15 protein-coding genes and 2 pseudogenes are annotated in these 18,930 nt (G+C 71.0%); 7 read left to right on the top strand and 10 right to left on the bottom strand.

Going from position 1 to position 18,930, the window contains the following annotated elements; genetic code table 11:
* Position 1 precedes the first annotated feature (1 nt).
* The gene (locus STBA_RS14290) at positions 2-1,435 is read right to left on the bottom strand and encodes a sodium:solute symporter family protein (protein WP_077059617.1); all 1,434 of its coding nucleotides are present in this window, start codon (positions 1,433-1,435) and stop codon (positions 2-4) included.
* A 131-nt stretch (positions 1,436-1,566) separates the two neighbouring features.
* The gene (locus STBA_RS14285; protein ID WP_171987705.1) at positions 1,567-2,493 is read right to left on the bottom strand and encodes a MurR/RpiR family transcriptional regulator; all 927 of its coding nucleotides are present in this window, start codon (positions 2,491-2,493) and stop codon (positions 1,567-1,569) included.
* 105 nt (positions 2,494-2,598) lie between these two features.
* On the opposite strand from STBA_RS14285, the gene STBA_RS14280 reads away from it, so the two are divergent.
* Positions 2,599-3,828 (top strand): amidohydrolase family protein, encoded by a 1,230-nt coding sequence (locus STBA_RS14280; RefSeq protein ID WP_077059616.1) that lies wholly within the window; start codon positions 2,599-2,601, stop codon positions 3,826-3,828.
* Between the two features lies 1 nt (position 3,829).
* Positions 3,830-5,011 (top strand): amidohydrolase family protein, encoded by a 1,182-nt coding sequence (locus tag STBA_RS14275; protein WP_077059615.1) that lies wholly within the window; start codon positions 3,830-3,832, stop codon positions 5,009-5,011.
* An 833-nt stretch (positions 5,012-5,844) separates the two neighbouring features.
* On the opposite strand, the gene STBA_RS14270 is transcribed toward STBA_RS14275, so the two are convergent.
* Positions 5,845-6,750, bottom strand: a complete 906-nt coding sequence (locus STBA_RS14270) for an NADP-dependent oxidoreductase (RefSeq protein ID WP_077059614.1) — start codon at positions 6,748-6,750, stop codon at positions 5,845-5,847.
* Between the two features lie 478 nt (positions 6,751-7,228).
* Positions 7,229-8,140 carry an aminoglycoside phosphotransferase family protein gene (locus STBA_RS14260; protein ID WP_077059612.1) on the bottom strand — a complete coding sequence of 304 codons (912 nt, stop codon included), beginning with the start codon at positions 8,138-8,140 and terminating at the stop codon, positions 7,229-7,231.
* 355 nt (positions 8,141-8,495) lie between these two features.
* Here STBA_RS14260 and STBA_RS36500 point away from each other — a divergent pair.
* Positions 8,496-8,647: pseudogene (locus STBA_RS36500) on the top strand (IS5/IS1182 family transposase); the annotation flags it as partial.
* Between the two features lie 115 nt (positions 8,648-8,762).
* Here the strand turns inward: STBA_RS36500 and STBA_RS14250 are convergent.
* Positions 8,763-9,884, bottom strand: a complete 1,122-nt coding sequence (locus tag STBA_RS14250; RefSeq protein WP_077059611.1) for a serine hydrolase domain-containing protein — start codon at positions 9,882-9,884, stop codon at positions 8,763-8,765.
* A gap of 119 nt (positions 9,885-10,003) precedes the next feature.
* Between STBA_RS14250 and STBA_RS14245 the strand changes: the two genes are divergently transcribed.
* The 4 genes and pseudogenes from STBA_RS14245 (at position 10,004) to STBA_RS14230 (ending at position 12,416) form a co-directional block, all read left to right on the top strand.
* Positions 10,004-10,636: a TetR/AcrR family transcriptional regulator gene (locus STBA_RS14245; RefSeq protein ID WP_077059610.1), complete on the top strand. Its 633-nt coding sequence runs from the start codon at positions 10,004-10,006 to the stop codon at positions 10,634-10,636.
* Positions 10,637-10,821: 185 nt separating this feature from the next.
* Positions 10,822-11,309 (top strand): annotated as a pseudogene (locus tag STBA_RS38800) (transposase); the annotation flags it as partial.
* 577 nt (positions 11,310-11,886) lie between these two features.
* Complete coding sequence (locus STBA_RS14235) at positions 11,887-12,246, top strand: hypothetical protein (protein WP_143659480.1); 360 nt, start codon at positions 11,887-11,889, stop codon at positions 12,244-12,246.
* A complete protein-coding gene (locus tag STBA_RS14230) occupies positions 12,213-12,416 on the top strand; it encodes a hypothetical protein (protein ID WP_077059608.1) in 204 nt (67 codons plus the stop codon). Before STBA_RS14235 ends, STBA_RS14230 begins: the two co-directional genes overlap by 34 nt.
* A 153-nt stretch (positions 12,417-12,569) precedes the next feature.
* Here STBA_RS14230 and STBA_RS14225 read toward each other — a convergent pair whose 3' ends face one another.
* The 5 genes from STBA_RS14225 to STBA_RS14205 are packed head-to-tail and all read right to left on the bottom strand — an operon-like array spanning position 12,570 to position 18,921.
* Positions 12,570-13,253: a hypothetical protein gene (locus STBA_RS14225; protein WP_077059607.1), complete on the bottom strand. Its 684-nt coding sequence runs from the start codon at positions 13,251-13,253 to the stop codon at positions 12,570-12,572.
* A gap of 4 nt (positions 13,254-13,257) precedes the next feature.
* Positions 13,258-14,103, bottom strand: a complete 846-nt coding sequence (locus STBA_RS14220; RefSeq protein ID WP_077059606.1) for a carbohydrate ABC transporter permease — start codon at positions 14,101-14,103, stop codon at positions 13,258-13,260.
* Between the two features lie 8 nt (positions 14,104-14,111).
* Positions 14,112-15,050 carry a sugar ABC transporter permease gene (locus tag STBA_RS14215; protein ID WP_077059605.1) on the bottom strand — a complete coding sequence of 313 codons (939 nt, stop codon included), beginning with the start codon at positions 15,048-15,050 and terminating at the stop codon, positions 14,112-14,114.
* Entirely contained in the window at positions 15,047-16,381 is a 1,335-nt protein-coding gene (locus tag STBA_RS14210) for a sugar ABC transporter substrate-binding protein (protein WP_253194728.1), read from the bottom strand. The genes STBA_RS14215 and STBA_RS14210 overlap by 4 nt, the downstream gene beginning before the upstream one ends.
* Before the next feature lie 2 nt (positions 16,382-16,383).
* Positions 16,384-18,921 (bottom strand): GH116 family glycosyl-hydrolase, encoded by a 2,538-nt coding sequence (locus tag STBA_RS14205; RefSeq protein ID WP_253194726.1) that lies wholly within the window; start codon positions 18,919-18,921, stop codon positions 16,384-16,386.
* Between the last annotated feature and the right edge of the window lie 9 nt (positions 18,922-18,930).

The following is an 18,930-nucleotide window of genomic DNA, read 5'->3' as shown; positions in this document are numbered from 1 at the left end:
GTCACTCCTTGGTCGGTGCGGGGGCGGCGTGGGTGGCCGCGTCGTCGGGGCGTGTCCCGCGGTCGGGCACCGCGAGGCTGACGAGGACCAGCGTGATCAGCGACACCGGCAGGGAAATCAGCACCGCGTTCAGGTCGTAGGGCTGGTCCAGCTGTTCCCAGATGACGGTCACGACGGTGCTCAGCACCATGGCGCTCATCGCGCCCCATTTGCTGGCCCGCTTCCACAGGAAGATCGCCAGGACCGGCGGGGCGATGGCGACGCCATAGACGGTGTAGGAGTACATCTGCAGCTCCAGCACCGCCGGGAAGAACCGGCCCAGAACGTAGGCCACGGTGACGATTCCCAGCACGGACAGCCGGTGGACCGCCAGTCGCTTCCGGTCGCTCAGCTGCACGCCGAACAGCCGCTCTGTGACGTCATAGGTCAGGTTGCCCGCTCCGGAGAGCAGGAACGAGGAGCCGGTGGTGATGATGAAGGCCAGCGCTCCGGCCAGCAGCAGACCGCCGAACACGGCAGGCAGGTAGCCCTCGCTGCCCAGTGCCAGGACCGCCGAATCCGGCGCGATGTCGGGCATGAGCAGGAACGCGGCCGAGCCCAGCAGCGCCACGGGCACCGTGACCAGGAAGCTGGAGAGGAAGAAGCCACCGGTCGACTTGCGCGCCTCGGACTCGTTGCGCGTGGCACCGAGCCGTTGGTAGATGTTCTGGTCCGCCAGGAGGAGCAGGAACAGCGGCAGGAAGTATCCCAGCAGCTGCAGCGGCGTGAGACCGCCGCTGAGCGAGGACCGGTCGTCGGGGAGGTCCTGCCAGTACTGGCCGAGACCGCCGAGTTCCACCTGCAGCACCATGGGCAGCGCGACGAGGAGACATCCCACGATGATCAGGGCCGAGATGAAGTCGCTCCAGGCGACGGACTTCAGGCCGCCTCCCACCGCGAGGAAGCCGACGAGCACCGCCACCACGATGGAGCCCTGCTCCGGCGAGAGCGTCGTGATCAGGCTGACGATCTGGCCACCGCCGGTGAACTGGTAGGCGGTGATGCCGGTGTAGGCCAGCACGGTGATGACGGCCGCGATCATGCGGACGGTCACGCCGTAGCGGCGCTCCAGCAGCTCGGGGACGGTATGGGTCGTCTGCCGGCGGATGCGCCGCGCCAGGAAGTACAGGACCACGATGCCCACCGGCGTGCCCGCGAGGAAGAAGATCGAGGCAAGCGGACCGTAGCTGTAGGCGAAGCTGCCACCGCCGATGATCGTTCCCGACCCGACCCAGGTGACCAGCAGTGTGCCGATCATCACGGGGCGGGGCAGGCTGCGGCCGGCGAAAAGGTAGTCGTCGCTGGTCGCGACCTTTTTGGAGCGGCTGAACCAGATACCGATGCCCACCATGAGCAGCAGGTACAGCACGAGTGTGAGGACATGAGTCGTCTGCATGGACGCCTCCGGGAATCGACGGTCGGCCGTGCGGGCGCGTGGGACCCGGCAGGCCACCCGGTAGGCCGGCGGATCACCCGACGGTGCGGGTGTTCCCTATAAGACAGGTTTCGGCCACCGAATCGCAATAGTCATTGCAGATTCTCGGGGTCGGGGAAGAGACCGAAGCGCGACCAGAGCCGCTCGACCCCGTCGCTCCACTCCGCGGCGGCGGCCGGATCGCACGCCACGAGCGCGGCGACGACCGCCTGCACGATCGTGGTCGCGGCCACGAGCGAAGGGAACATGCTGGCCCCCTCGCTGGGCATCGGCACCAGCTCGGCGGCCAGCTCCCTGACCTCCTCCCTGGCCTGGTCGCTGACCAGCACGATCGGCGTGCCGGCCGCGGCAGCCACCTGCATGGCGTGCAGGATCTCGCGCGGGGTGCGCCACACCTGGAAGACCACGAGGCAGTCCTGCGGCCCCAGCAGCGAGACCGCGTTGAACAGGGCGGTGCCGCCCACCCGGTGCAGCCGCACGTCGTGGCCGATGGTCTGCGCCAGGTGCGAGAGCTGAAGGCCGGGGGCGGCGAAGCTGCCGGAGGCCAGAACGAGTGTCGTGCCCGCCCCGTGGATGGTCCGGGCCACCCGTTCCACCTGCGCTTCGTCCAGCAGGCTGGCCAGGTCCTTGAGGTTGTGGAGGTCACGGCGGAGGGTGGCCCACGCGGGCCCCTGGCCGGCGTCCTCGTGGTGCTCGCTGAGCACCTCGGAGGCGGAAAGACCCGACAGGTAACGGGAGCGGATCTCCGCCCGCAGGGCCGGCCAGCCGCTGAAGCCCAGCTGCTGGGCCGTGCGCACCACGGTCGCGACGTTGACTCCGGCCGCGGCCGCCACCGAGGAGGTGCTGGCGTAGGACATCTGCTGCGGCTGGGCGGCGATCGCCGACAGCACCCGACGTGCGCCGGCGGCCGGGCGCCGACGGCCCAGCCTGGACCTGACCCAGTCCGGCAGCGTCTGCTCGTGGGCCGTCCCGGCCCCTGTCCCGTCGGAGTTCGTGCCGGTGTTCATGCCGGTGTTCATGCCGGTGTTCATGCCCATCTGGACGCAATGATTGTTGCATATACGGTGTCTTGTTGACACCATATGGCGTGCCAGGAGCCTGGCTCTGCTACGGGAAGGGAGCTCATGACCTCGAACACTCTCATCCTCCGTGGCGGCGTGGTATGTGACGCTGCTACCGGCGAAGCGCGGACCGCCGACGTGCTCGTGCACGACGGCCGTATCCAGGAAGTGGGGGCCACACTACGGGCGCCGGAGTCGGCCGAGGAGATCAACGCCACCGGCCGCCATCTCGTACCCGGTCTCGTCGACGCGCATGTGCACGTCAGCGCCGCCAGCGCCGATCTCGGAGACGTCGCCGAGCAGTCGCCATCCTACGTGGCCGCCCACACCAGCAGAATCCTGCGGGGCATGCTGCACCGCGGCTTCACCACCGTGCGCGACGTCGGTGGTGCCGATTACGGCGTGGCCGCGGCCGTGGCCGAAGGGCTCTGGCCCGGCCCCCGGGTGGTCTTCGGCGGCAAGGCGCTGTCGCCGACCGGAGGCCACGCCGACTTGCGCGGCGCCGGCCGGCACGTGTTGGACGACCACGCCTGCTGTCCCAGCATCGGCGTGGTCTGCGACGGCGTCGCCGAGGTGCGCCGCGGTGCACGGCACCAACTGCGCACCGGCGCCCACCACATCAAGCTGATGCTCTCCGGCGGAGTCGCCTCGCCCACCGACCGGGTGGACTCGTTGCAGTTCTCCGACGAGGAGGTCCTGGCGGCCGTGGAGGAGGCACGCAACGCCAATCGCTACGTGACGGGACACGCGTACACCGCCCGCGCGGTGAACCGGGGCCTGGGACTCGGGGTGCGCTGCATCGAGCACGGCAACCTCATCGACGACTCCAGCGTGCGGCTCTTCGTCGAGCACCAGGCGTTCCTCGTACCGACGCTGGTGACCTACGAGTACCTGCACCGGGAGGGAGCCGCCGCGGGCCTGCCCCCGGCCAGCCAGGCCAAGGTGGAGGACGTCCTCGAAGCCGGCCTGCACGCCCTGCACCTGGCCCACCGGGGAGGCGTCCGGATCGCCTTCGGCACCGACCTGCTCGGCAGCATGCACGTTCACCAGAGCGAGGAGTTCCGTATACGCGGCCGGGTGCAGCCCGCGAACGAGGTACTGCGCGCGGCCACGGTGACCGCCGCCGCGCTGCTCGGCCGCGAGGGCGAGCTCGGCACCCTCTCTCCCGGTGCGGTCGCCGACATCCTGCTCGTCGACGGCGACCCGACCACCGACACCGAGATCCTCGCGGAGCCCGAACGGCACCTGCGTGCCGTGATCCAGGGCGGAACCGTCGTCGCGGGACGGCCCTGACATGGCGCCCGCGCTGATACTCCGCGACGGACGTGTCTGGGACGGCCTGGCCACGGAGCCACGCCCCGCGGATGTCGTCTGCGAGGACGGCGTCGTCCGGGAGGTGACCGGCCCCCGCGCGGCCCGCCCCGGCCCCGAGGACCTGGAGGTCGACCTCGCCGGGTGCACCGTGCTTCCGGGCCTCATCGACTGCCACGTCCACCTGGTGTGGGACGGCAGCCCCGACCCCGCCACGCACGTCGACCAGGACGGCGAACAGCTCACCACCGTACGCGCCGCCGAACACGCCCGCGCCTACCTGCCCGCGGGGATCACCACCGTCCGCGATCTCGGCGGCAACTGGGACATCGCCGTCACCCTGGCCAGGGCGGTGGACCGGGGACACCTCGACGGGCCCACGATCGTTGCCGCGGGACAGACCGTGATCATGACCGGGGGCCACGACCCCTTCTGGGGCATCCCCTGCGACGGGCCCGACGAGGTGGTCCGCGGCGTCCGCGGACAGGTCGCCAAGGGCGCCGGAGTGATCAAGACCGCGGCCACCGGCGGCGTCTACGGCCAGACCCACGGCGAAGAGGTCGGGGCGAGCGAGCTGACCTACGAGGAACTTGCCGCGCTCGCGCACGAAGCGCACCGCCGCGGACGGCGCGTGGCCGCCCATGCGCTCGGTGAGGAGGGCGTACGCAACGCCGTCAGGGCCGGGATCGACACCATCGAGCACGGCGTCTTCCTCGCCGACGACGTCATCGAGGACATGGTGCGGCGGGGAACCGTTCTGTGCCCCACCGCCGAGGTGTACCGGCGGATCGCGGACGGGCAGGCCCCGGACTACGCGGTGCGCAAGGCCCGCGACGTGGTCGAGGCGCACCGGCGCAGCGTCACCCGGGCGATCGAGGCGGGCGTCCCGGTCATCGCCGGAACCGACGCCGGCGCCCCGGGCATGGCCCACCCCAGCCTGGTCGACGAGATCACCACGCTCAGGGACTACGGTCTCTCCACGCTCCAGGCGCTCCGGGCGGCGACCTCCACGGCGGCGGACGCCCTCGGAAGACCGGCCGCCGGGCGCGTGTATCCCGGCTCCCCGGCCGACCTGCTCCTCGTCGACGGCGACCCCTTCACCGACCTCGCGTTGCTGCGCCGCCCCTGGGGCGTGGTCCGCCATCAGAAACTGCGCAGGTCGTAGCGCGCTCGTTCCGCCACCCCCGAGGGGCCTTCTTCGCCGGCGCTCCGGAGGCCATGTGGTTCCACGTCTGCGCAACCGGGTCCGGCGTTTCGGGTCGCAGGGCTGGGCCCGCAGGCGCACGGCGCTCCGGGCGGACAGGTTGCTGCGGTTCGGCGCTGTGCGGTCACGGGGGTGTCGTTTCGGCCGCTGGGTGTCCGGCAGCATCATCCGCACCGCCGCCGCCGCCGCGACGACGGCCGCCGGGCCCGGGACACAGCGGTGGCTGTCGGCGGCCGTCACCGCCATCCGACTGTTGCCGCTGCGGCCCGGCCGGGCCGCAGCCGCACTGCACGCCGCCGTCCCGGCCGTCCGGCCCCGGTGGTGGCCGGGCAGGCCGGCCTGCCGGGGCCGTGACTGGCTGCGCGCTGACCGGCCGCCGCGTGCACCTCGTCCTCGGCGCCCGCCCCGCCGGACTCGACACCTCCCCGGCCCGTTCGTGGTGGGGCGGACAGGACATCTCCGGCGGCCGGTGGCAGCGCATCGCCCTCGCACGGGCCTTCCACCGCGACGCCCCACTGCTCGTCATGGACGAAGTCCACCGTCGCTCTCGACGCCCGCGCCGAAGCGGTCCTCTTCGCCGCCATGCGGCAATTGGCAGCGGGCCGGATGACCGTGCTGGTGACGCACCGGCCGGCCGGTACCCGCCGCGCCGACCGCGTCATCGGGCCGGACCGCGGCCGCATCCTCGAACGGGGGACGTCCACCGCACCGGCCGCCCGGCCCGGCCCGGCTCCGTCTTCGCTGAACTTTTCCCGCGGCCGGAGCCGCGGGAAGTGCTGAGCGGTGGGACGGGCTCAGATGCGGACCACGATCTTTCCCTGCGTGTGTCCGCGTTCGGCGTAGGTGTGCGCTTCCGCGATCCGTTCGATGGGGTAGGTCCGTTCGATGCGCGGTGTGTAGCGGCCTTTCCGGCCGAGTTCGCCCGCTTCGGCGAGGAGCGTGGAGTCGTTCTCCGCGTTGGCCAGATGCACGCCCAGGCGCTTCGCATTGGTGAAGTCGGCGATGGTCGACACGCGAGCAGGGTCGCCCGCGATCGCGATGAGGTCGGGCAGGGAGCCGGAGGCCGCGGTGTCGAGCACGATGTCGACACCGTTCGGGGCCAGGGTGGCCAGGCGTTCCGCGAGGCCGGTGCCGTAGGTGGTGGGCACGGCTCCGAGGGAGGTGAGGAACGCGTGGTTGCGCTCGCCGGCCGTCCCGATCACGGTCGCGCCCCGCGCCACCGCGATCTCGACCGCGGCACTGCCCACGCCTCCGGCGGCGCCCTCGACGAGCAGGGTGCGCCCATGCAGGGGACCGAGCGCCTTCAGCCCGCCCAGCGCGGTCACGGATGCCAGGGCGGCGCCGGCGGCCTCCTCGTCGGTCCACGTGGTGGGCGCGTGGGCCCAGGCCGAGAGCACGGCCAGTTCCGCTGTCGCGCCGGTGACGCCGCCCAGCCCGAAGACGCGGTCGCCGATGCTCACCCCCTGCACGCCCGCGCCGGTCTCGTCGATCACGCCGACGGCATCGCGCCCGGGGATCGCGGGCAGGTCAACGGGGAGCACCTCGCGCACCGCACCGGAACGCACCTTCCAGTCCACGGGATTGACGCCGGCCGCCGCGACGCGGACGCGGATCTCGCCGGGCCCGGGATGCGGGTCCGGCGCCTGCTCGACCACGAGGGTCTCCACACCGCCGTACTGGTGGTATCGGACTGCGCGCATGACGTTCTGCCTTTCCACGCGGCCTGAACCGGCCGTTCGTGAGGTCAGTGGGTGAAGGTTCGGCGAGCGCCGACGCCCCCTACGCTAAAACCTGACGTCGGTGTCAGGGGCAAGTCGGGCGGACCGCCCGGTCAGCCGAGGACCGGTGCGCATCGGTGAGGCCGACGAGAAGGCGGAAGTGAACGTCCGGGCGCCGCCATCGGCACCTGCGCTTGTGTCAGATGCCCGCTCCTCCGACCTGACCCGGGCCGACGGGCGCGGCTTGCCGAGATCCGCGACGACCTGATCGCCCGCATCGCCGAAGCCGGGACGGCAGGCCGGCTCGGCGAGGCCGAAGGTCTCCAGGTCAGTCTGGCCGGCGCCGAGCCACCTTCGTGAGTGCATCGATCACCACGCGTGGTGGGGATGCCAATAGGCACGGCCGTACGCTGCCCGTGGCCCTCGGCCAAGATCGAGAACCAGTGGAAAGAAGCGTGCTTCAAACGCGCTTCAGAACGCGATCGAGTGCCGCCCGGCCCGCGGGCCCCCAGGTCGGCTTGCCGCCGGGCAGGCCCCGGTCTCCGTTCTGCCCCATGAGCATCAGGAAGAGGCTCTTCATCGCGGCCAGCCCGCGGGCGCGCCGGATCGCCGCCTCGTCCGCACGCGCGTACATGTCGAAGAACCGGGAGGCCGTGCCCGCGGGCAGCAGCACCCATGCGGCGGCGAGGTCCCAGGCCGGATCGCCGGCGAACATGTCACCGAAGTCGACGATGCCCGAGAGCGTTCCGTCCGAGACGACGACGTTCGCCGGATGGAGGTCGCCGTGCACCCACACCGGCGGGCCCTCCCACGCGCGGGCCGCAACGGCGTCGTCCCAGACGGCCCGGACGTCGGCAGCGATGTCGTCGGGGGCAACGGCCTGGAAGAAATTTTCGAAGCCGTCCGTGCAGTCCCTGGGATGGGCACCGCGGCGGTCCGCAGCGATCGGCGCCTCGGCGGGCGCCTCCACGTGGAGCGCCCGGAGGAAGCCCGCCAGGGTATCGGCCGCGTGGGGGCCGCGGCTGATCGAGCCGTGGTCCAGCGGCTCGCCGGGAACCCACGTCATCACGGTCCAGTGTTTGGGGAAGCGCTCGGACGGTTCGCCGAACCGCACCGGGGTCGGCACCGGGAGCGGCAGGCGCGGGGCCAGCACGGGGAGCCACCGCCGCTCCTTGAGCTGTAGCTCGGGGGTGGGGTCCATGCGCTGCATGCGCACGGCCAACTCGTCCCCGAGGCGCCACATTTGGTTGCCCCAGCCGCCCGCCACCTCGCGGATGGCCAGCCCCGCGAGGTCTGGATGCTGCTCCCGCAGCAGGTCGCGGACCAGGTCTGCGGTGATCTCGGTGTCGATCTCGGCGTCGGTGTCGTTCATGCGAAGTCACAGTACTGAAAACCTGTTTTCGGCCCCTCCCCTCGGAGGAGTCGCTGTCCTGGCGTGGAGGGGTGGCCAAGCGGAGTAGTCGTCCGCATGGGCGGCGGTGTCCGGAGTGCGGCGGCCGGTTGAAGTCGAGGGCTCGGCCGGGGGCCGTGTTCTGCTCGGCGGTGTGTCGGGCCAGGCACTGGCGGATGGTGCGCCGGGGGAAGGCCCGCGTGGCGATGATCCGCGGTGGGCCGCCACCGGCGTCGTCGGCGCCCTGCGCGACCAGCTCCACCGCCGCGTCCGAGCTGGCTCTGGCAAGACCCCGAGGCCGTCCACGGGCTTCCCGGCGTAAGTGGAGTCCGCGCTGCGGCGCTGGGTCGTCAGAGATCGCTCGACTGGATGATGCACGCACGTCGCCATGCCAGGGACTGCGAACGGCTCGTCCAGCACTCCGAGACCTTGATCACCTGGGCAGCCATCACCCTCATGACCAGGCGCCTGGCCCGGAAAGGCGCCACCCCGGCTGGACAAGAAAGCCCGCGCCGACCAGCTGAGCCCTCCTCCTCCACGTCGCCGATGCGGACGCGCAGCTCGCGCATGCCCTCCAGGATCGCGATGCCGAAGGCAGCCTGATCTACTCAGGCCTTCCGCAGTAACCCCGCTGGAAGGCAACCCAGAAGTCCTCGTCGATCCCGCTGTCAGCGAACGAGCTCCAGTTGGTGTGTGCGACGAGTTGGTCGTGCCCGTCGCGGCTGTTCAGGGCGAAGGTCAGGTACCCGAGTGCAGTGCCACCGTGGCCGTACGCACGGCCGCAGCCGGTGGCGTAGACGTAGACACCCAGGCCGTAGGCGACAGCGGGCGGGGCGCTGCCGGTTGTGGGGACCGTGTCGGTGAGCATCCGGCGAAGCAGGTCCGGGGGCAGGAGACGTTCTTGCAGCAGGGCCCGGTAGAAGCGTGCGATGTCGGCCGCGGTCGTGACGAGGGCTCCCGATGCACCAGCCTCGGATGGACTGAACGCGGTGACGTCGAACCGGGTTGGGTCCGGCGCGTTCGGCAGCAGGAGCGAAACGTCCGCGTAGCCGTGTACATGGGCTCCGTCGATGGCGGTCTGCGCCAGCGGGTACGAGGTGTCGCGCAGCCCGAGGGGCGCGAAGACGCGGCGTTCGAGGTTGGTGCGCAGGTCGCGGTCGGTGATCCGTTCGACGATCAAGTCGAGCAGCAGGTAGTTGGTGTTGGAGTACCGGAATCGGGTGCCGGGAGCCGGGAAGTACCGGGGTTGGGCAAGACCGATGCTGAGCAGCTGGTCGCGGGGCCAGTACTGGTCGAGGCTGCGGAAGTGGGGAAGCAGCCCGTCGATGTAGTCGTACAGCCCGCTCGTGTGGTTGAGCAACTGACGGACAGTGATGGGCGCACCGGACAGTGCGTTGTCGGTACGGACTTGGTCGGGCAGCAGGCTCTGCACGGTGTCGTCGAGTCGCAACCGGTGCTCGGCGACGAGTTGCAGGAGGACCGTTGCGGTGAAGGTTTTAGTGACGCTCCCCGTGCGGAACTTCAGGTCCGGTGCCATCGGCGTGCCGGCGGATCGGTCGGCGACGCCGGCCGCGCCGAAGCGGTCGTCCGAGCCACGGCGGACTCGCAGTAAGGCGCCTGGGTTGGGGTTCGGGTCGGCCACCACCTGGTCGACCAGGGCCTGCAGGGCCGGGTCGCGGCGGCTGCCAGGCGGCTGTCCGTCACTGGCCTGGCCCGCGGTGGCCATACTGGGTGGCAGCAGGAGAGCAAGAGCGCTCCCCAGGGTCGAGCGTCGTCGGAGCATCGCAGGGGCCCTCTCCGGTAGCAATATGGCCGTACTGTTATAGCACGCGATACCGTCCTCACGTGCCGAGAGTTGCAGACCATGACGCCCGCCATGGGCAGATCACCGACGCCGTCCAACGCCTGATCGTGCGACACGGCCTCACCTCCGTGACCGTCGCGCGGACCGCCGCAGAAGCGGGCATGTCCGTCGGCCTGGTGCAGCACTACTTCACGGCAAAGGACGAGATGCTGCTGGCCACGTTCACCCGTGTCAACGGGCGTTTTACTACACGAGTGGATGAGCTGGTGAACCGAGGCGAGACCGAGGGCCGCACCATCGCCGAGATGCTGCGGCAGGCGCTGACCGAGCTCATACCGCTCGACGACGCCCGCCGCGCCGAATTCCTGGTCCGTCGCGCCTTTGCAGACCAGGCCGCGCACAACGCCCGCCTTGCCACCGTCCAGAGAGAGACCCTCGTGGGCATCCGCTCACGCGTCGCCCAAGCCATCAACAACGGCACGATATGCGGCGAGGTCACTCAGGGGGGCGACGCAGCTGACCAGGCCCTGCGAATCGTTGCGTTCGCCGAAGGACTCGCCCTGCACACGCACATCGACCCCGACGGCACACCGAAACCGGCGATCCTCGCCGCGCTGGACGACCAACTCGGCCGCGTATTCACCGGAACCTGCCGACGCGCCCAGCTCGGTTAGAGATCCGCAAGGCGGCACTCCGGGACACAACGCCAGTATCAGGGCCGGCGCTGCTCAGGGCCCGGGATCAGTAACACGCCTTGAGCTTGTCCTGCCTCCCAAGCGTGGGTCTGAGCTGGTCAATCGTAGGATCGGCGGGCCCAGGGGTTCCGGGTGTGGCTGTGAGCTTGTCGCCGTCTGGTGGCTCTCAGGCATGGGACCGGCTGCACCCGAGGCTGAGCCGGCGGGCCGCTTGGATCGGCCACGACGGACCGCTGCCCATCATCGGGGGCGCCGTCATCCGCCTGGTCGTGGAGCAACTGCCCAGTGGCGGGGTGAACAAGCCGGTCCGGCTGTGGTGGTCGGGCACCGGCGCCAGCCCGGCCGATGTGGACCGCTGCTGGCAGTCCTTCCTCCGTCGCTTCGACTTGGGAGCACACATCTCGCCTGTTCGAGCAGACACTTGGGTGGACCAATCCCCGGTTTCGCAGCTCGGGCCACCGACCTCCGGCGCCCCTGGGAGAAGCCGGCCAAGCCGAACAGGCTCACCCCCGCCCGCGTCCGGCGGGGGTTCCGTAACCTGCGCACGAGGACCGGCTCTCCGGCCCGTGCACCGAAACCGTCCCGTCCCGGGCCCGTCCGGCTGCCGGGCTCAAGAAACCGTCGTCCGGCCGCCCGCCTTGACGTGGGCAGAGTCCTCGCGACCGGTGAGGCATACAACCGCCCGGCCCACCAAAGCCGGTACGAAACCGCGCCGCACTGGACGAACGACAAGCCGAGGCGGCAGGCGGAGCGGCTCTCGCTCTCTGTGGACAGGGCGGCCCCGAAGTCCGGAGAAGCCTGTCCGCGCTGTCCGATGCACTGGTGTGCCCCAGCTCGGCGTGCCCGCATCGTCCTCACCGGCGCCCGGCGGCCGATCCGCCCGAGTCGTCGGCCTCGAAGTTCCCTCCCCAGCGGCGGGGTCGCCAGAAGCAGACCCGTCCGGAGGTGTGGTGGTCTGGCCGGGCCGATGCCGGATCGTCTTGGCGTGCGGTAAGTGCACATGGTCACGCTCCGGTCGCATCTACCGATCGTCGCCACAACAGCCGCATATCCTCTACTGGAACCACTACTGTGTGCAGGTGTAGACGATCATGTGGTTACATGACTCCGGCGCCTCAAATACGCCGGGATTGCCGGCCCGCCGGATACGAACGGCCGTGGGCCCGACTCCCGAGCAGCGGCGGGATGCCGAGACGTTCGCCTATCCTGATGCGCTTATGCCGTCCGGCATGTCAGCAGAACAGGCCCGGCAGGCACAGCGGCAGGGAGCACGGGCCTTCACGCTGTGGCGGGACGCGAAGCGGAGCGAGGTGCTGGCCCATGTGGTCACACTGACTGCCGTCCGCGGGCGCGGCGCCACCTACGAGGTGCTCGACGCGGCCGGCGGCCGTCTCGCCCTGATTACCCGCACCCCAGCAGGATTGTTCCGACGCACCCGATGGGCCGTCACCACCCCTGCCCAGGCCGGTGAAGCGGTCGGCAGGAAGGGCCCCGTGCGGCTGTGGATTCCGTGGTGGATCTGCGCGCTGACTCCCACGGGGGGCGTCCTTCTGCTGTGGGTGCTGGCCATGCTCACGACACCTCCCTGACCCCGCGCCGCATCCGCTGGCGTATCGGCTCCCGCACCGTTCTTGACTACGCGGACGGACCGGCCCTGTACGAACTGCGGGTCCCGGCGGACGAGTCGTGGGACCTGCGGGTGGCAGCCGGTCTCCTCGCGCTGCTGGACAGCCACCCCGGCTGGCTCGCCAGCCGCTAGCGGACCAGGGAGCGCGTTACCGGGACTGAGCGGGACGGTCGGCCGGACGCGGCTGAGGGTGCGACGCCTCCGCGGCGTGCGGGGAAGCCGGCCGATCGGTGTGCCGGGCGGACCGCAGCCGGAGAACGCCGCCACCATGTCCGGGCGGGCAGGTCACGGGGCTGTCGTCGGTCGCCGGGGGTCCGGCAGCGTCGTCCACACCGCCGCCGCCGCGACGACGGCCGCCGGGCCCGGGACCAGCAGCAGGACCGACGCGGTCCAGTGCACCGCCGCCCACACGCCCAGCACCGCGAGCGCCGGGCCGGCCAGGAACCGGTGCGGCCACCGCGCCACCAGGTACAGGCCGCACGTCCACAGCCGCCTGCCGCGCAGGTCGCCGCGCGCCGCGCCGAGCGGCAGCACCGCCGCCAGGGCCGGCAGCGCGAGGACGCCGACCGCCCCGCTCACCGCCAGCGACGGCAGCACCCATGCCCCGCCGCCGTTCCGCCATACCGCGAGCGCGGCCAGGAAGGCGGCCACGGGCACCGCGACCACCAGGCCCTGCGCGGTGCCGAAGCGCCACAGCCGGCGCAGCCCGCGCCACCACCCGGTGACGGTAGCCTCCCGCCCGGCCGCCAGCGCGTTGCCCACCTCCGCGAGCGCCGCCGCGCAGGGGGCGACCAACAGCCCTGCCAGCAACGTCGAGACGGGGGTGATGCCGGGCGCCAGCAGCACCGTCAGCGCACTGGCGAGGCACACCGCCACGCTGCCGAACAGCAGGGCGGGCAGGGCGGGCCAGACGTTCCGCAGGGTGCGCAGCAGCATCTCGTCCGCTGTCGGCGCGCCGCTCCCGGCCATCGGCTCAACCCCTCAGCCCGGCCGAGGCGATGCTGGCGACAAAGCTGCGCTGGAAGCAGAGGAAGACCACCAGCACCGGCACCACCACCGCGGTGATCGCGGCGAAGACGACCACGGAGGAGCCGCTCTGCCCGCTCTGGAGCGTCACCAGGCCGATCGGCAGCGTCATGTTCTCCGGGGTGCTGAGGAAGATCAGCGGTCCGAAGTAGTTGTTCCAGGACAGTTCGAAGGTGAGGATCGTCATCGCCGCCAGGGCCGGTCCTGACAGCGGCACGATCATCCGGAAGAGTATCCACAGGTGGCCGGCGCCGTCGATGCGGGCCGCCTCGTCCAACTCCCGCGGGATGGTGTTGAAGTACTGCCGCAGGAAGAAGATCGAGAAGACGTTGATCAGCGCCGGCAGCCAGAGCGCCGCCAGGGTGTCGACGAGCCCGAGGTTGCGCATCAGCACGAAGACCGGGATCACCGTCATCTGGGTCGGCACCATCAGTGCGCTCAGCATGATCATGAAGATCCCGTCTCGGCCGCGGAAGCTCAGCCGCGAGAACGCGTACGCCGCCAGCACGCTGACCAGCAGCGATCCCACCGTTGAAATGACCGCGACCTGGAGGCTGTTGAGCGCCATCCGCCCGAACGGGATGAGCCCCGGGATCTCCTGGAAGTTGTCGAGGGTGAACGGGTCGGGCACCCAGCCCGGCGGCAGCGTGAACGCCGCCTCCTCGGCGGTCAGGCTCTGTACCACGAGCCAGATCAGCGGGGCCACCATCACCAGGCCGACCGCCCAGAGTGCCAGGTCGACGAGGAGCCTTCCGGTTCTTCTTCTTCCGGCCGTGCCCGCGTTCGGTTTCATGGTTGCTCTCACTGGTGGTGCACCCACTTCCTGGCTCCCCAGAACTGCACCAGCGTGACCACCAGCATCACGGCGAACACCAGGAGCGAGACCGCCGAGGCGTAGCCGGCCTGGAACGTCTGGAAGCCCTTCTGGTACAGGTACATCACGACCGTGAGGGTGGAGTTGTCCGGTCCGCCCTGCGGGGTGATGATCTGCACCGGGTCGAAGATCTGGAACGCCCCGATAAAGGTGATCACGACGGCGAAGAAGATCGTCGGTGACATCGCGGGGAGCGTCACGTACCACAGGATCTGCCGCCGGCTCGCCCCGTCACAGCGCGCCGCCTCGATCAACTGCGAGGGGACCGTCTGGAGGCCGGCGAGCATGATGATGAAGGTGAACCCGATGGTGTGCCAGAGGTCGATGCCGATGATCGCCGGCAGTGCCCAGTCCGGGTCGGTGAACCAGTCCGGGGTGGAAAGCCCGACCTCCCCGGCGTAGTGCGTGACGACGCCGAAGGTCGGGTCGAGCACGTACTTCCACAGCAGTGCGACCGCGGCCCAGGAGATCACGAACGGGAAGAACAGCGCGGTGCGCACGAAGTACGAGAGCACGCGGCTCATGGTCCGGTTCACCGCGAGCGCCAGCAGGAGGCCGCCGACCACGTGGGTCACCACGGAGGCGAGGGCGAACAGGAAGGTGTTCGCCAGGGCCTGGTAGAGCAGCGGGTCGCCGACCATCTCGGTGAAGTTCCCGAACCCGTTGAACTCGGCCGGGGTGAGCAGGTCCCAGGAGTAGAAGCTCAGGACCACGGCCGCCGCGAACGGGCCGGCGACGAAGACGAGGAAGAGCAGCACCGCCGGGGTGACGAACAGGTACCCGGCCCGCTGGCCGCGGGACCGGCCGGCGGGTGTGGCGGGGCGGGGGGCGGCGCGTTCCGTCGCGGGTGTGGTCACAGCAGTCACAGCAGCCCTCCCAGCCTTTCGTTGGCCGATTCAAGGGCCTCGCGCACGGGTTTCGTCCCGGTGATGGCGGCCTGCCAGCCCTGGTTGATGGCGTCCTGCACCTCGCTGCCGCGTTCGGGGGAGGGGATGGGGGTGCCGTAGGTGATGGCCTCGGGCAGGGCCTCGGTGCCCGGCGGCGCCTGGTCGAGGAACGGGGCGCCGGTGGCGACCGAGTTGCGGGCGGGGACCGTCGAGCCGCCGTTCCTCGCGTAGAAGACGGACGCCTCCTCCGACATCAGCCAGGTGAGGAAAGTCCAGGCCTTCTCCTTCTTCCGGGAGGCTTTCAGGATGGGCCAGCCGTCCCAGCCGACCGGGGAACCGTGGCCGGCGTTGACCGGCCAGCTCACGATCCGCACCCGGTCGAGCATGTCGAGGCGGCGCACGTCGAGGGTGGGCCACCGGCCGCCGCCGAGGGTGGCCAGCGCGTTGTTGCGGAGCTGCCCCACCGCGTCGAACGTTCCGCCCGGCTGCGGTGAGAGACCGTCGTCGATGAGCCCCTTGACGAAAGCCGCGGCCTCCACGGCTCCCTCGCTGTCGAAAGTGCCCTCGTCCCAGGTGCTGTTGAGGGTGCTCGCCCCATTGGTGAGCAGCCAGGGCATGATGTCGATGAACGGGAAGCCGAAGCCGAGCGGGATCAGGAAGGCCCCGGTCCGCTCCTTGATCAGGACACCCGCCCGGCGGAACTCCTCCCAGGTCCACTCCCGGGTCGGAAGGTCCACCCCGGCCGCTTCGAAGACCTCGGTGTTGCAGTAGAGCACCGCGGTGTTGTAGCCGCCGGGTATGTAGTACGTCTTCCCGTCGGTCGAGCTGTAGGTTTCGGTCCAGGTCCGCAACTGCGGATCGACATCCGCGAAGTACGCGTCGACCAGCGCGCGGTCGTTGGCGATGTAGTCGTCCAGCGGTTCCATCAGGCCCTTGGAGGCGAAGAGGCGCTGGCCCTCGGTCGCCACCTGGACCACGTCGGGCACCTTTCCCCCGGCGATCTGGGTGGCGACCGTGTTGGCGAACGTGCCCCAGTTCGGGGCCGCGATGCCGCGGGCCTCCAACTCGATGTCCGGATGCGCCTCCCGGAAGGCGTCGAAGAGCTGGTCGAACGACTGCTGCTGGGTGGCGTCGCCCAGGTAGAGCACGTCCAGCGGTCCGTGCGGCGAGCCCTCGACTCCCAGATTGATGCAGGAGGTGAGGGCGGATACCAGCGGGAGGGAGCCGGCGGCCGCGGCCGTGGCGCGCAGCACCCGGCGCCGCGGAAGGTGAGCGGGCCCGTGCGGGTCCATGAGGTCGCTTCCTCTCATGATCAGCCTCTCCTGGCCGGCCCTGGGCGCAGCACCACGGTGAACGGCTCGGGCCCGTCGGCGCCGACGAGGCGCGCGGCCGGTCCGTCCGCCTGCGCGGTCACCTCGACGACGCCGAGCCGCGTCCCGGCGATCACCGGCCAGCGGCCCGGCAGCGGGTCGAGTTCGATGGTCCGGGCGGTCGCGTCGACCACCGTGCGGGACCAGGCGTGGGCCAGACCGAAGGAGGCCATGGAACGGACGTAGTGGTGCCCGCACTCGACCTCGTCGAAGGGGTTGCGGGTGCGCCCGGAGTAGCGGGCGCGAACGTCGGCCACCACGTGCTCGGCGCGTTCCCGCTCACCGTGTGCGGCGAGCGCGACGGCCGCGGTGTACTCCACGCCGGTCCACACCTCGTTGCAGTACGGGAAGGGGCGTTCCGGACGACCGCCGTGCGGATAGGTGCAGTTGAGCAGCCCGTGTTCATCGCCGAGGGCGTAGGTGCGCAGGTGGTTGAAGTGGCCGTGGAACCCCGCGCGGTGGTTGTGCCGGACGATGCTGTCCAGGGCGGTCGCGGTGTGGGCGCGATCCAGCCGGTCGTCAAGACCGCAGGAGAGAGCCAGGGCGTGGCCGGCGAGCTGGTCGGCCATGCAGCCGGGGCCGATCTGGAGGTCGGGGTCCATCAGGTCGTCGGAGCCGACGTCCGGGTTGTCACCGTCGGCGTAGCGGATGCGCAGTCCCTCGGCGATGCGGTCGGCGGAGCCGGCGGGCAGCACCCGGTGTTCGTAGAACTCGCCGTTGAACAGTTCGGCGTCGGTCTTCGCGGCCCCGCTGTGCAGGACCCGCACGCAGGTGGCGGCGAAGTCGGTGTCACCCACCGCCTCGGCCATCCGCGCGCAGGCGGCGAGCGCCGCCAGGTACCAGGACTGGTTGACGCCGCTGGGCCCGTAGTACTCCACGTCCGAGGTGCTGTGCTGGCAGCCTTCCATGAGGCCGTCGCGGTCGGCGTCCCAGCCGAGCGGAATCCAGGCGAACTCCAGCGCCCGGCGCGCGGCCGGCCAGTGCCGGGCCAGCAGGTCGTCCCGGCCGGTGAGCTGCCAGGTGCGGTACAGCCGGACGAGCGCGCCCATCTGTCCGTCGGCAGCCGCCGTCCGCCAGCCGGTGCCCTCGGTGGCCAGGGGCAGTCCGGCGCGGAAGCTCATCATGCCGCGCTCGTCCAGCGAGTGGACGAACTCGACCTCCCGCATCGTCCACGCCAGGTCGGGGAAGAGCTGTTCCAACGCGTACTGGTAGTTCCACACGTGGGTGCAACTGCCATGGCAGCTTCCGTGGTTCTCGTTGGTGCCCTCCCAGGCCAGGAACGTCCCGTCGGCGATCCGGAAGCACGTCGGCGACTTCAGCACGGCGGCGTTCGACAGCACCGCGTCCTGCACGGACACCGGCAGATCGGAGCCGGTGACGGTCTCCACGTAGGCGCGGGTGCGGCGTTCGTAGGCGGCCAGCTCCGGGACGGCCTGACGCACCACCTCGGCGGCGTCGGCGAACCGCCGGGCGTAGTGGTTGCCGACCACAGGACCGCCGTGCCCGTGGACCGGGGCGGGGGCGGGACGATGGGTCCAGGCCCGCCGGTTGGGGAAGTGCCAGGCGATCAGGAAGGTGAACTCCGCCTCGCCGCCCGGCGGCAGCGACGCGCCCACGACCAGCGAACCGGTCGGCACCCGGGCGCCCTCGTCCGGAGCGGCGGGCTCGTCGAGTTGGCCGTCGTCGGCGAAGTCGTCCCAGAACTCGAGCAGCGAGTCGCCCCAGGAACGATCCGCCCAGGTGCGCCGGTGGCTGGTGACCGGGGTGCCGACGGCGGCCAGGGCGAGGCTGCCCCGCGCCTCGTCATCCTCGGCCACCGCCTCCCCGCAACCGCCGGCGAGCATGGTGACGTCGCCGTCGCGGGACAGTTCGAACCGATTGCCCGCCGGCACTTCGCCGGTGGGGCGGCGGCCGGCGACGTGCTGGAGGCTGCCGCAGAGGCTCACCTCAAGCGGCGCGCCACCGGTGTTGCGCACCCGGACGCGGTAGACGAGCAGCGGCAGGCCGCTGGCGTCCGCGTCCCCGGGGATCAGCGGGTTGTACGCGGACACCACCGCCTCCACGGGCAGCTCCGGGTCGGTCAGGCGGACCTGCCCGAAGGGGTAGGCGGCGGCGAACTCACCGTGCCGGAAGCGTGGCAGCCCGTGCAGGGCGGATCGGCTGCCGTGCCCACCGGCGTACTCCTCCGCCAGCAGGGCCGCCTCCAGCACCCGGGTGGTGCCGGGGGTGCCGGGTGCGGCGTCGGAGACGTGCAGCGCGAAGAAGGTGTCGGGCGTGAAGCCCTTGGCGGGGCGGTTGAACAGTTCCCAGTCGCGGAGCTGTCCACGTCCGCCCAGGCTGATGCAACCGGTGCCGACGCCACCGACCGGCATGGCGATGTGGGCCAGGTCCCGGCCGCGGTAGCGGCGGACGACCGGCCAGGTCTCGGCGACGGCGCGGTGGTCGTGGGGGTTCGTTCCGGACGCGGGACGCATCTCCATGGGCGAACT

This window comes from Streptomyces sp. MP131-18 (genome assembly GCF_001984575.1).
Classification (GTDB): Bacteria; Actinomycetota; Actinomycetes; order Streptomycetales; family Streptomycetaceae; genus Streptomyces; species Streptomyces johnsoniae.
The sequence above is the reverse complement of the archived record's forward strand: the minus strand, read 5'-3'. Positions and strand labels throughout refer to the sequence as shown.

Bases quoted from the DNA above. Each gene is read 5' to 3' on its own strand.
- STBA_RS14290 (WP_077059617.1), bottom strand. From the start codon at position 1,435: ATGCAGACGACTCATGTCCTCACACTCGTGCTGTACCTGCTGCTCATG.
- STBA_RS14285 (WP_171987705.1), bottom strand. From the start codon at position 2,493: ATGAACACCGGCATGAACACCGGCACGAACTCCGACGGGACAGGGGCC.
- STBA_RS14280 (WP_077059616.1), top strand. From the start codon at position 2,599: ATGACCTCGAACACTCTCATCCTCCGTGGCGGCGTGGTATGTGACGCT.
- STBA_RS14275 (WP_077059615.1), top strand. From the start codon at position 3,830: ATGGCGCCCGCGCTGATACTCCGCGACGGACGTGTCTGGGACGGCCTG.
- STBA_RS14270 (WP_077059614.1), bottom strand. From the start codon at position 6,750: ATGCGCGCAGTCCGATACCACCAGTACGGCGGTGTGGAGACCCTCGTG.
- STBA_RS14260 (WP_077059612.1), bottom strand. From the start codon at position 8,140: ATGAACGACACCGACGCCGAGATCGACACCGAGATCACCGCAGACCTG.
- STBA_RS14250 (WP_077059611.1), bottom strand. From the start codon at position 9,884: ATGGCCACCGCGGGCCAGGCCAGTGACGGACAGCCGCCTGGCAGCCGC.
- STBA_RS14235 (WP_143659480.1), top strand. From the start codon at position 11,887: ATGTCAGCAGAACAGGCCCGGCAGGCACAGCGGCAGGGAGCACGGGCC.
- STBA_RS14225 (WP_077059607.1), bottom strand. From the start codon at position 13,253: ATGGCCGGGAGCGGCGCGCCGACAGCGGACGAGATGCTGCTGCGCACC.
- STBA_RS14220 (WP_077059606.1), bottom strand. From the start codon at position 14,103: ATGAAACCGAACGCGGGCACGGCCGGAAGAAGAAGAACCGGAAGGCTC.
- STBA_RS14210 (WP_253194728.1), bottom strand. From the start codon at position 16,381: ATGAGAGGAAGCGACCTCATGGACCCGCACGGGCCCGCTCACCTTCCG.
- STBA_RS14205 (WP_253194726.1), bottom strand. From the start codon at position 18,921: ATGGAGATGCGTCCCGCGTCCGGAACGAACCCCCACGACCACCGCGCC.